This is a genomic window from Dyella ginsengisoli LA-4 (assembly GCF_000334915.1).
In the GTDB taxonomy this organism is placed as follows: Bacteria; Pseudomonadota; Gammaproteobacteria; order Xanthomonadales; family Rhodanobacteraceae; genus Dyella_A; species Dyella_A ginsengisoli_A.
The window spans coordinates 24,863-35,644 of record NZ_AMSF01000030.1 but is presented as its reverse complement, the minus strand read 5'-3'; the positions used below and the strand labels follow the sequence as shown (position 1 = coordinate 35,644).

Sequence of the window (10,782 nt, the reverse complement as noted above, 5' to 3'; positions counted from 1 at the left end):
CCCCAGCCACTGGCAACGCGCCAGGTGGTATCGGCTGGTCAGCAAGGCGACCGGCGGCAACCGGTGCGCAGGGTCGCCCGCACTGAGCAGCCGCCGCGCATGGCGAAGGTTTTCCAGCGAGTCGGTCGACTCCTGTTCCAGCTGCACCGGCATGTCCGGCGGCAACCCGTGAAGAAGCAACCACCGATGGCCGGCATCAGCCTCGCTCACCTGTCCGCCGCTGAACCCGCCAAGCAGCAGCAGACGTTCGGCGCGTGCCGAGCGCGCCAGCTCCAGCGCGGCCGCCAGGCGCTGACGGAAGTCCTCGCCGGGCTCGCCCCCCTCCAGTCGCTGACCGAACACCAGCACCACCATCGGCCGCGGGGCCTGGCGCGGGCTGCGCCAGGCGACACGCCAGACGTGGGCCAGGTAACCGACGAAGACCAGCCCGCCGCTGAGCAGCAGTGCAACCACACTGACGACGACGGCGTGCCACACGTCACGATCGGACAGATAACGGCGCGAACGCATCAGGGAGGGCACTGGAAACACGTAGACAACCCGGGGCCAGGAGCGGGGAAGTGTGCGCGGCCCGGCCTGCCCGGGCAATCCGGCAGGCCTGGCCGGCGCGGCTAGGCAAGCCTCGAGGGCGCAGCTAGGCTTTCGGGATGCCCGACCGGATCGCCCCCCTTGCCGTCTCGGCCTACACCGCCGCCTCGGCCCTCGGCCACGGTCTTACCGCACATGCCCGTGCGCTGGCGCTTGGCGCAGGCGGGTTGCGTCCGAACGACATCTCCAGCGCCCCGCTGCCCTGCTGGATCGGCCGGGTCGAAGGCGTGGAGGATGCGCCGCTGCCCGCGCACCTGGCCGGCTGGGAGTGCCGCAACAACCGGCTGGCATGGCTCGGACTGCGCCAGGATGGCTTCGTTGAGCGTGTCGAAGCCGCCCGTGAGCGCTACGGCGCCCACCGCGTCGCACTGATGCTCGGCACCTCCACGTCCAGCATCGGCGCCACCGAGGAGGGCTACCGCCGGCTTGGCGCCGATGGCCGGTTGCCGGCCGACCTGCGCCGCCCCGACATCCATGCGCCGCACTCGCTGGTCGCCTTCGTGGCCGACGCACTGGGCCTGCGTGGCCCCTGCCTCACCGTGTCCACCGCCTGCTCGTCCAGCGCCAAGGTGTTCGCCAGTGCCGAGCGCCTGATCCGGCTGGGGCTCGTCGATGCGGCCGTGGTCGGCGGCGTGGACACGCTGTGCGACAGCGTGCTGTTCGGTTTCAACGCGTTGGAGCTGGTGTCGCCTGAACCATGCCGGCCGTTCGATGCCGCACGCCGCGGCATCTCCATTGGCGAGGCAGCAGGATTCGCGCTGCTGGAGCGGGGGGAAGCCGCACCGACCGCGCCCCGCCTGGCCGGATACGGCGAGGCCACCGATGCCCACCATATGTCCACGCCGCACCCGGAGGGCCTCGGCGCCGAGCTGGCGCTTCGCGATGCACTGGCCCGCGCCGGACTCGCCGCGGGCCAAGTCGACTACATCAACCTGCACGGCACCGCCAGCCTTAAGAACGACGAGGTCGAAGCGGCTCTGGTCGGCCGTGCGTTCGCCCCGCGCACCCGCGCCAGCTCGACCAAGGGGCTGACCGGCCACACCCTGGGCGCGGCCGGTATCCTCGAGGCCGTGATCGCCCTGCTGGCCATGCGCGATGGCGTCGTACCCGGCAATTTCGGCACCCGCACGCCCGATCCGGCCTGCGGCCCGTCGTTCGCCTGGCAGACCGAGCAACGCGAGCTGCGGGTCGTGATGAGCAACTCGTTCGGGTTCGGCGGCAACAATGCCTGCCTGGTGTTCGCCCGGAGCGAAGCAACGGCATGAGCACCCTGCACGTCGCGATCGAGGGGATCGGCCTGTGGGCGCCGCAGGCGACCGGCCTCGACGATCTGCGCCGATGGCTCGCTGGATCCGCGGCACCCTCGTCCGGCGCCCGGCCACCCGCGGCCGTGCTGCCGGCCAACGAGCGGCGGCGCGCTCCGGAAAGCGTACTGCTGGCCTCCGAGGTCGCCGGACAGGCGCTGGCGATGAGCGGCCGGGACGCCGCCGAACTGGCCTGCGTATTCACTTCGAGCCACGGCGATCAGGGCATCACCGACTACCTGTGCGCCACGCTGGCGAGCACGCCGGCCGAGCTGTCGCCGACGAAATTCCACAATTCCGTGCACAACGCGCCCGTCGGGTACTGGACCATCGCCACCGGTTGCCACGCCGCCTCCAACGCGGTCTGCGCGCACCGGCAAAGCTTTGGAGCCGGCCTGCTGGAAGCGGCCAGCCTGGTCGCCGCCGAGCGCCGGCCGGTGCTGCTGGTGTGCAGCGACGTGGCCTCGAGCGGCCCACTGGGCGAAGTGACCGGTTACACCCTGGCCTTCGGCGCGGCGCTGGTGCTGGCCCCGCCGCCCGGTTCGCAGGCCCTGGCGACACTCGGGTTGACGCTGACGCCCGATCCTTCGACTCCACCTTCGTGGCCGGAGCCGTTGCCCGACTGGCTGGCCGGCAACCCCGCCGCCGAGGCCCTGCGCCTGCTGGTACCGCTGGTGCGCCGCGAGCCGGTGGCGACGGCAGCGGCCGCCGCCGCGCTGGGACTGCGAATGGACCTGGAGTACCCCGCTTGAACCTGCCGCGCTGGTGCGTGCTGATTCCCTGCCTCAACGAGGAGAGGGCGATCGAGGCGGTGGTGCGCTCGGTGCTGGCACTTGGTGCGCCGGTGATCGTGATCGACGACGGTTCGGACGACCGCACACCCGAGATTGTCGGCCACCTGCCGGTCACGCTGATCCGGCATGACGAGCGCCGGGGCAAGGGCGAGGCGCTGCGCAGTGGCTTCCGCGAAGCCATGCGCCAGGAGTACGAAGCAGTGCTGAGCATGGATGGCGACGGCCAGCACCTGGCCGCCGACATCCCACGCATGCTCGCGGCGGCCGAGCGATTTCCGCGCCACATCGTGATCGGCGCACGCCTGCTGGACCGCGCGCAGCAACCGAGGGGCCGACGCCGCGCCAACGCGGTAGCCGACTGGGGTATCTCATGGGCGTGCGCGCAGCCGATCGCCGATACCCAGAGCGGCCAACGCTGGTATCCGCCTGAGGCACTGACACTGGCCGGAGTGCCCGCCGAGCACTTCGTGCTCGAAGCCGCGCTGCTGATCGCAGCCTGCCGCGAACGGGGGCTGGGGGTCGTATCGGTGCCGATCGCCTCGCGCTACCAGGGCGGCTTCCGGCGCAGTCACTTCAAGCCGGTGCGCGACGTCACCCGCATCACCGCCTACACCATCGGGCGGGTGATCCACTATGGTCACATCGTGGCGAGCTACCGACGCTCGCGCGAACGCCCACCGCGGGTACTCGACGACCTGTAGGTTCACACGCACTGAACCCGTGGTCTGCGCTCGCCGTGCACAATCGGGATATCGCAACGGATGGAGCGGGCATGGACGGCACGACACACGACGCGGTGATCCTGGGCGGGGGGCTGGCCGGGCTGTGCCTGGCACTGCAACTGCAGGATGCCTGCCCCGACCTGGACGTGGTCGTACTCGAGCGCCGCAGGCATCCGGTGCCCGCCGCCGCACACAAGGTCGGTGAATCGACCGTGGAGATCGGCGCCCACTATCTCGCCGAGACACTGGGTCTGCGCGACCATCTCGAACAAGCCCACCTGCGCAAGTTCGGCTTCCGCTTCTTTTTCTCGCATGGACGGGAAGATCTGGACGCCGTTACCGAACTGGGCGTGCGCGAGGTGCTGCCCACGCCGAGCTACCAGATCGATCGCGGCATCTTCGAGAACCTGCTCGGCGAGGAGGCGCGCCGCCGCGGCATCGCGTTTCGCGACGGCGTCGGCGTGCGATCGATCGAACTTGGTCAGGGCGATGCGCCACACCGCGTGCACTGCACCGGTGACGGCGAACCGTGGGTGCAGGCACGCTGGCTGCTCGACGCTTCTGGCCGCGCCGGCCTGCTGCGCCGCCAGCTCGACCTGACCCGCGACAACGGCCACCACGCCCATGCCGCCTGGTTCCGCCTCGACGACCGCATCGCCATCGACCAGTGGAGCGAAGACGCCGAATGGAACGCCCGCTGCACCCCGCGCGAGCGCTGGCGATCGACCAATCACCTGTGCGGACCGGGCTACTGGTGCTGGCTGATCCCGCTGGCCAGCGGTGCGCACTCGGTCGGCATCGTGGTCGACGCCGCGATGCATCCGGTCGAATCGATCAACCGCTTCCCGCGCGCGCTGGAATGGCTGACCAGGCACCAGCCCGCGCTGGCGCGGGAAGTGGCTGCCCGACAGGACAGGCTGATGGACTTCGCTTTCTTTCGCGACTACTCCTACGGCTGCGCACGGATGTTCAGCACCGATCGTTGGGCGCTCACCGGCGAGGCCGGCGCCTTCCTCGACCCGTTCTATTCGCCCGGCACCGACTTCATCGCCATCGCCAACACCTACATCACCGAGCTGGTGCGGCATGACCGTGCGGGCGAACTGCTGGCACCGCGCGTGCGGTTGTACGAGCGGCTGTTCCAGTCCTTCTACGACTCGACGCTGGCGCTCTACCGCGGGCAATACCCTTTGCTCGGCGACGCCGAGGTGCTGCCGATCAAGGTGATCTGGGACTATGCCTATTACTGGGGCGTGCTGTGCCAGCTGGTGTTCCAGCAGCGGCTGGCCGACGCGGCACTGTTCGCCGAACTGGGCCCGGAGCTGGAGAAGACCCGGGCACTGAACGAACGGATGCAGGCGTTCTTCGGCCGCTGGCACGCGAGTTCGCACGGGCTCAATCCGCGCGCGATGCTCGACCAGCGCGAGCTGCCCTGGTTCGCCGCGATGAACGCCACCTTGCACGATACGCTCGACGATACCGGTGTGCGCAGGCGCCTGCGCGACAACATCGCCCTGCTCGATGCGCTGGCGGCGACCATCGTCGACCGCGCCGCCGCATCGGCCGGCGAGGCCCTGCGTGAGGGCATGCGCGACCTGGCCATGGCGTCGGCCGAACGACCGCAGCTGTTCACCGCCGCCTGAGCGATGCCCGGCACCCGTGCCTGTAGCGGCTTCAGCGCGGCTCCGGCCGGGACGGGTGGATCACCGCGGCGCGTCCGCTGGCAAGCAACCGTCCGCCCTGTTCGACGCGGAATGCGTATTGCGCACCCGCGCCATCGGCATAGAGGCACTCGGCATGCACGTCCAGCGGGCCGCCCTGGGGATCGACGAACTCCACCGCGAACTGCACGTCGCGCAGGCTGACCAGCCGGCCTGGCTTGGCCCCGGTCACGCCCTGCGCGCGATCACGCAGGGCGCCATGCACGGCCATCGCCTGCGCCCCGTACTCGGCCAGATGCACCGCATGCAGGCCGCCCGCGCCGCGCAGGGGATGGTCGGGCAGGGCATGGCTGGTGCTGCGCGCGTGCAGCGTGGTCGCATCCCGGGCAAGCACGATGTCGAGCAGGCACATGCGTCCGGCATGGGGAATCAGCGACGCGAAATCAGTCTCGGTGGACATGCGGTGCCATCAGGATGGAAAGAAGTGGAAGGCTGCGCCAAGGCCGACGGTCGGGCCGATCGCGCGCAGCACCGTGAAGCTCGCCCAGGCGAAGATGCGGAACACCCGCTGCGTGGAGGCAACCGCCAGCGCCTCGAGAATACGCACACGGTACGCCGCCACCAGCGGCTCGGCGGCGGCCTTCGGGTCCGGCAGGGGCACGTCGCCGCCCTGCTTCGCCACGGTCGCCCCGATCATCGCCGCATCATGCACGGCGCTGACCGTGCCCAGACCAAGCCAGTTCGCCAGGCACTCCCAGCGCGCGATCGAGCATCTGCATGAAGCGCGCCCGGGCGAAGCGATCAGCGCTGCCGGATCAGGCGCCGACGCGCTTGCCCACGTCGGCAGGCCCTGCGCCAGCAGGAGTGCGCGGATCTTGCTGCCAGAAGTCATAGAAGTTGAACCAGTTGGTCGGCGCGATTCGTGCGTAATGTTCCAGCCGCAGGGCGTAATGCGCGATGAGGGCGTCCAGCGCTGCGGCCCGCTCGGCACGCGGAATCGACACGCGCTCGGCCACCGGCTCGAATATCAGCCGATAGCGGTTGCCACCCAGGTACAGGCCGAAGCACAACATCACCGGCACCTGCAACGCATGCGCGAGCAGCCACGGCCCCACCGGAAACGGTGCCGGCCGTCCGAGGAACGGCACGTGGTGCAGGGCCTCGTGCTCGCGCCCGCGATCGGCCAGCAGTGCGACCAGCGAGCCGGCCTGGCAGGCCTCCGCCATCGCCAGGGTGATCGAGGTGCCGTCCCGCGAAGCGTCGATCACCCCGGCACCTATCTCCGGAGCCAGCGCCTCGAGCAGGGCGGTCATCGCCGGGGTCTTCTGCTTGTCCAGCACGACGCGCAGAGAGACTTCCGGCCGGCGCGTGCTCAGCGCACGCAGCGCCTCGAAACTGCCCAGGTGCGAACCGATCAGCAACACACCCTGCCGCTTGGCGATGTGTGCATCCAGCAGGTCGAGCCCGTCGGTCTCGACCACGAAATCGTCGTCGCCGCGCGCCAGCAGGTAGACGCGATCCAGGGTGATCGCAGCGAAGCACCACAGGTGGTCGAACACTTCGCGCCGGGTCGGCGGTCGGCCGAGGACCCGCGCGAGGTACTGCTTCGACGCCTGTCGCTCGGGTGCGCGACGCAGGTAGAAGTAGGCAGTGATCGGATACAGCGACAAACGCGCGAGCGTTCGCCCGCAGACCAGCGCGATGCTGCGGATCAGCCAAAGCGCGAAATGCCCGCCCCCCTCCGGACGGCTCTGCCAGTGCCCGCTCACGCCGCGGCTCCCTCGATCACGCCGCGCGCCAGCAGCTCGTCGCCGCGACGGATCTCGAAGCGCAGGCGGCCAGCCGATTCGCTGAGTCTTACCTCGGCGTCCTCGCCCGGCAGCAGTGGAGCGGCGAACTTGGCCTCGGCGATTCGCGCCAGCCGCTCGCCACGCCATGCCCGCAGCGCACCGGCGACCGCCTCGAGCATGACGACCCCGGGAACCAGCGGCGCGCCCGGGAAGTGGCCGGGCAGGGACGGATGCTCAGCCGGCACCCGGAACGGAAGGGCGAAGGTGCTCATGCGGGCTCACCCACGCCATGCTGCGGCAGCGGCGGGCGACACGCCGGCCGGGATTCCGCCCCGTGCGGGGCGCCATGCAATGGTTGGTCCGCGCTGTGCTGGCTGAGCGGGCATGCCATGCCGTCGATCCGGATCATCGGGTCACCATCGACGTGTCGGCAGAGGGATGCACGGCACCGCGGCAACGCCACGTCCCGGAGCGTCGGAGCATCTGCTTTCCCCCTCGGGCCGGAACTGCGGACATGCTGGCCTCGCTCATTGGCCGGCACGCGATCGCGCGCGGGCGGCTGCGGCACCTCGGCGGCCGCTCAGTGGGCGCGTTGCTGCTCGATGTAATCCGACAGCGTTCGCAGGCTGGAGAAGATCTGCCGGTTGTCCGGGTTATCCGAGCGCAACTGGAACCCGTAGCGCTTGGACACCGCCAGGGAAATCTCCAGCGCATCGATCGAATCGAGCCCGAGCTCGCCACCGAACAACGGTGCGTCGGGATCGATCTGCTCGGGAGTGACGGTTTCGAGATTCAGGCTCTCGACCACCAGGGTGGCCAGTTCGTGTTGTGCGGCGGTCTGCTCTGCCATGCTCGGATCCGTACCCAAAAGCCGTGCCTCCCCCCCGGTGGCAGCGGGTCGGGAGTGTACCATGGGGCCCTCGTCGTTCCCGGTAGATCGCATGGTTCAGGGATGTGAAGGCGCAGTCGTGCAGACCACGGTCTGCCGTGCGCCACGGGTGTCGTATCGCAACGTGGAGGCCCCCCGGGCACTGGCCGAACCCGGCATGCTCGCGGTCATCGGTTTCGGCGCCGGTCGGGAGGAGACCGACGATCCGCGCTGGCTGCGGCTACCGCTCGAGCCATTCGACGCTCCCGCTCCGCTGGAGTGCTGGGAGGTGGACGGCCCGGTGAGCTGCGGCCACACCGGCGATATCCGCTGGTCGCGCGGCGGTGGCTGGCTGTTCGCGTCGGTGAGCCTCGATGAATCCGCCAGCGGCGGCATCGAGACGTGTGCGGCGGAGGCGTATCGGCAACTGGCGCAATTCCTCGCCGGGCAGGCCGAATCCCAGGTGTTGCGGGTCTGGAACTACCTGCCGGGCATCAACGAGGGGCAAGGCGACGGCGAGCGTTACAAGCAATTCTGCAGCGGTCGCGCACAGGGGATGGGCGCGGCGTTCGTCGACGGCTTTCCCGCGGCCACGGCAATCGGCAGCCTGGGCGGAGCCGGCCACCTGCAGATCTACCTGCTGGCCGGATCGCAACCCGGCACCCGGGTGGAAAATCCCCGTCAGGTGAGTGCCTGGCGCTACCCGCGCCAGTACGGGCCGACCCCGCCCAGCTTCGCGCGGGCGGTGCGGCTACCGGCCGACGATGCCCTGGCGATCTCCGGTACCGCCGCGGTGATCGGTCATGCCTCGGCACACCCCGGAGATCTGCCCGCGCAACTGGCGGAAACGCTCGCCAATCTCGAAGCCCTGCTGGCCGCTGCCGGCATGCCGGCAGGCTTCGACACCCATTCGCCGCTGAAGGCCTACATCCGGCGTCCGGGCGACGCCCGGATAGTGCGCGACTTCTTCCGCCAGCATCTGCCCGCTGTGCCGGCACTGCTGCTGCACGGCGAAGTGTGCCGGCGCGAACTGCTGGTGGAGATCGACGGCTGGCGCTACGCCTGAGCGTTATCCGGCTCCGGTGCCGGCGTCACTTCGCCTGCTTGGTCGGGCGGTGCCAGCCGGACAGGGTGAGCTGGCGGCCGCGCGCCACCGTGAGCTCATCTGCCGGTGCATCCTTGGTGATCACCGAACCGGCGCCGATGGTGGCGTTGGCGCCCACGCTGACCGGCGCCACCAGGGCGCTGTTCGAGCCGATGAAAGCACCGTCCCCGATGCGGGTCAGGTGCTTGTTCACGCCGTCGTAATTGCAGGTGATGGTGCCGGCGCCGATGTTCACGCCCGCACCGACCTCGGCATCGCCGATGTAGCTCAGGTGGTTGGCCTTGCTGCCGTCGCCCAGCTTCGCCTTCTTGATCTCGACGAAGTTGCCCACGTGCACGCCGGGCGCCAGTTCCGCACCCGGGCGCAGGCGGGCGAACGGTCCGATCGTGCAGGGGCCATGCGTCACCAGGCCGTCGAGATCGCAATGGGCCAGCACCACGGTACCGCTGGCCAGACGTGTGTTGCGCACGCGGGTGAACGGGCCGATGCGGACATCGTCGCCGAGCGCCACGTCACCCTCGAGGATCACGTCGACATCAATCTCCACGTCGCTGCCGGCCCGCACGGTCCCGCGCACGTCGATGCGAAGCGGATCGGCCAAACGCACACCTGCGAGCATCAGCTCCTCGGCGCGGCGACGGCGGTACTGGGCTTCCAGCTCGGCCAGCTGCAACGGGTTGTTGGCACCGGCGGCTTCCACCGGGTCTGCGCACTCCACCGACCGCGCCGGGCGATGCTCCGCTGCCGCCATCGCGAAGATGTCGGTGAGGTAATACTCGCCCTGCGCGTTGTCGCGCCCGAGCCGGCTGGTCCAGCCCCGCAGCGACGATGCATCGGCGGCCACGATACCGGTATTCACCAGGTTCACCGCGCGCTCTTCGGGGCTCGCGTCCTTCTCCTCGACCACCGCGATCACACGGGCAGCCTCGTCGCACAGCACGCGGCCGTAACCGAACGGATCAGCCAGGCGGGTGGTGAGCAGGGCCAGGCCTTCGGCGGTCACCAGCGGGCGCAGCGTCTCGGCACGGGTCAGCGGCACGTCGCCATACAGCACCAGCACGCGTGCATCGTCCGGCACCTGCGCCAGTGCCTGCGCCACGGCGTGGCCGGTACCCAGCCGCTCGGCCTGCAGCACCCAACTCAGGTCGGTGTCGGCGGCGAAGGTTTCGCGCACCTGCTCGCCGCCATGGCCGTACACCACATGGATCGCCGCAGGCGCGAGCTCCCGCGCGGTCGCCAGCACATGGCCGAGCAGCGGTCGGCCGGCGACAGGCATCAGCACCTTGGCGCGCCTGGACCTCATGCGCTTGCCTTCGCCGGCGGCGAGGACGATGACGTGCAGCGGAGATGCTTCCATGGATCACCTGACTTGTGGGCAAGGCCACAAGAATATCAGCCGCCGCGCGGACCCCGCCGGCAAGCCCGCCTCCGGATGCAAAAACGCCGGCGCGAGGCCGGCGTCTGCGGATCTGGGTGGACGTGGAGCGGTCAGTGCTTGAGCGTGCGACGCAGGCGTTCGAGTGCCTGGAGCTGGGTGATCGCCTCGGCCAGCTTGGCCTGCGCCTCGGCGATTTCCATCGCGTCGGTGCGGTTGGCCAGCGCCTCTTCGGCCTGGCGCTTGGCTTCCAGCGCGGCCGCCTCGTCGATGTCCGCCGAACGGATCGCACTGTCGGCGAGCACCGTCACCACCTGCGGCTGCACCTCGAGGATGCCGCCACCGGTGATGGAGATGTCCACCTTCTCGCCACTGGCCTCGGTCACGACAACCTTGCCCGGCTTCAGGCGGGTGATCAGCGGCGCATGGCGCGGGGTGATACCCAGCTCGCCCAGCTCGCCGGTGGCGACGACCAGCGTCGCCTCGCCCGAGTAGATCTCGGATTCGGCACTGACGACGTCGACGCGGATGGTGTGGGTCATGGATGGTCTTCCGGATGCGTGAGGCAGGGGGCG

The 10,782-nt window shown here is 69.9% G+C and carries 13 protein-coding genes; 5 read left to right on the top strand and 8 right to left on the bottom strand.

Going from position 1 to position 10,782, the window contains the following annotated elements; genetic code table 11:
* The coding region (locus tag C693_RS0108935; protein WP_017461923.1) for a YdcF family protein at positions 1-510 on the bottom strand (510 nt) is incomplete at its 3' end.
* Between the two features lie 137 nt (positions 511-647).
* Between C693_RS0108935 and C693_RS0108930 the strand changes: the two genes are divergently transcribed.
* The 4 genes from C693_RS0108930 to C693_RS0108915 all read left to right on the top strand — a co-directional run bounded on the left by C693_RS0108930 (position 648) and on the right by C693_RS0108915 (position 5,051).
* Positions 648-1,853 carry a beta-ketoacyl-[acyl-carrier-protein] synthase family protein gene (locus C693_RS0108930; RefSeq protein ID WP_017461922.1) on the top strand — a complete coding sequence of 402 codons (1,206 nt, stop codon included), beginning with the start codon at positions 648-650 and terminating at the stop codon, positions 1,851-1,853.
* Positions 1,850-2,644, top strand: a complete 795-nt coding sequence (locus tag C693_RS0108925; protein WP_017461921.1) for a beta-ketoacyl synthase chain length factor — start codon at positions 1,850-1,852, stop codon at positions 2,642-2,644. Before C693_RS0108930 ends, C693_RS0108925 begins: the two co-directional genes overlap by 4 nt.
* On the top strand, positions 2,641-3,387 hold the full coding sequence (locus C693_RS0108920) for a glycosyltransferase family 2 protein (protein WP_017461920.1): 747 nt from the start codon (positions 2,641-2,643) through the stop codon (positions 3,385-3,387). Before C693_RS0108925 ends, C693_RS0108920 begins: the two co-directional genes overlap by 4 nt.
* Positions 3,388-3,458: 71 nt before the next feature.
* On the top strand, positions 3,459-5,051 hold the full coding sequence (locus C693_RS0108915; protein ID WP_017461919.1) for an NAD(P)/FAD-dependent oxidoreductase: 1,593 nt from the start codon (positions 3,459-3,461) through the stop codon (positions 5,049-5,051).
* A gap of 31 nt (positions 5,052-5,082) precedes the next feature.
* On the opposite strand, the gene C693_RS0108910 is transcribed toward C693_RS0108915, so the two are convergent.
* The 5 genes from C693_RS0108910 to C693_RS0108890 all read right to left on the bottom strand — a co-directional run bounded on the left by C693_RS0108910 (position 5,083) and on the right by C693_RS0108890 (position 7,709).
* On the bottom strand, positions 5,083-5,529 hold the full coding sequence (locus C693_RS0108910; protein ID WP_017461918.1) for a hypothetical protein: 447 nt from the start codon (positions 5,527-5,529) through the stop codon (positions 5,083-5,085).
* Positions 5,530-5,538: 9 nt separating this feature from the next.
* On the bottom strand, positions 5,539-5,766 hold the full coding sequence (locus tag C693_RS0108905; RefSeq protein ID WP_017461917.1) for a hypothetical protein: 228 nt from the start codon (positions 5,764-5,766) through the stop codon (positions 5,539-5,541).
* A 118-nt stretch (positions 5,767-5,884) separates the two neighbouring features.
* Entirely contained in the window at positions 5,885-6,838 is a 954-nt protein-coding gene (locus C693_RS0108900; protein WP_017461916.1) for a hypothetical protein, read from the bottom strand.
* The gene (locus C693_RS0108895) at positions 6,835-7,131 is read right to left on the bottom strand and encodes a hypothetical protein (RefSeq protein WP_017461915.1); all 297 of its coding nucleotides are present in this window, start codon (positions 7,129-7,131) and stop codon (positions 6,835-6,837) included. The genes C693_RS0108900 and C693_RS0108895 overlap by 4 nt, the downstream gene beginning before the upstream one ends.
* 308 nt (positions 7,132-7,439) lie before the next feature.
* Entirely contained in the window at positions 7,440-7,709 is a 270-nt protein-coding gene (locus C693_RS0108890; RefSeq protein ID WP_017461914.1) for a phosphopantetheine-binding protein, read from the bottom strand.
* 91 nt (positions 7,710-7,800) lie between these two features.
* On the opposite strand from C693_RS0108890, the gene C693_RS0108885 reads away from it, so the two are divergent.
* Entirely contained in the window at positions 7,801-8,793 is a 993-nt protein-coding gene (locus C693_RS0108885) for a pteridine-dependent deoxygenase (RefSeq protein WP_026107291.1), read from the top strand.
* Between the two features lie 25 nt (positions 8,794-8,818).
* On the opposite strand, the gene glmU is transcribed toward C693_RS0108885, so the two are convergent.
* Entirely contained in the window at positions 8,819-10,189 is a 1,371-nt protein-coding gene (gene glmU, locus C693_RS0108880) for a bifunctional UDP-N-acetylglucosamine diphosphorylase/glucosamine-1-phosphate N-acetyltransferase GlmU (protein WP_017461912.1), read from the bottom strand.
* Between the two features lie 131 nt (positions 10,190-10,320).
* The gene (locus tag C693_RS0108875) at positions 10,321-10,749 is read right to left on the bottom strand and encodes a F0F1 ATP synthase subunit epsilon (protein ID WP_017461911.1); all 429 of its coding nucleotides are present in this window, start codon (positions 10,747-10,749) and stop codon (positions 10,321-10,323) included.
* Between the last annotated feature and the right edge of the window lie 33 nt (positions 10,750-10,782).

What these genes read in the sequence shown, in the direction of transcription:
- C693_RS0108930 (WP_017461922.1), top strand. Translation starts at nt 648, where the DNA reads ATGCCCGACCGGATCGCCCCCCTTGCCGTCTCGGCCTACACCGCCGCC.
- C693_RS0108925 (WP_017461921.1), top strand. Translation starts at nt 1,850, where the DNA reads ATGAGCACCCTGCACGTCGCGATCGAGGGGATCGGCCTGTGGGCGCCG.
- C693_RS0108915 (WP_017461919.1), top strand. Translation starts at nt 3,459, where the DNA reads ATGGACGGCACGACACACGACGCGGTGATCCTGGGCGGGGGGCTGGCC.
- C693_RS0108910 (WP_017461918.1), bottom strand. Translation starts at nt 5,529, where the DNA reads ATGTCCACCGAGACTGATTTCGCGTCGCTGATTCCCCATGCCGGACGC.
- C693_RS0108905 (WP_017461917.1), bottom strand. Translation starts at nt 5,766, where the DNA reads ATGATCGGGGCGACCGTGGCGAAGCAGGGCGGCGACGTGCCCCTGCCG.
- C693_RS0108895 (WP_017461915.1), bottom strand. Translation starts at nt 7,131, where the DNA reads ATGAGCACCTTCGCCCTTCCGTTCCGGGTGCCGGCTGAGCATCCGTCC.
- C693_RS0108890 (WP_017461914.1), bottom strand. Translation starts at nt 7,709, where the DNA reads ATGGCAGAGCAGACCGCCGCACAACACGAACTGGCCACCCTGGTGGTC.
- C693_RS0108885 (WP_026107291.1), top strand. Translation starts at nt 7,801, where the DNA reads ATGGTTCAGGGATGTGAAGGCGCAGTCGTGCAGACCACGGTCTGCCGT.
- glmU (WP_017461912.1), bottom strand. Translation starts at nt 10,189, where the DNA reads ATGGAAGCATCTCCGCTGCACGTCATCGTCCTCGCCGCCGGCGAAGGC.
- C693_RS0108875 (WP_017461911.1), bottom strand. Translation starts at nt 10,749, where the DNA reads ATGACCCACACCATCCGCGTCGACGTCGTCAGTGCCGAATCCGAGATC.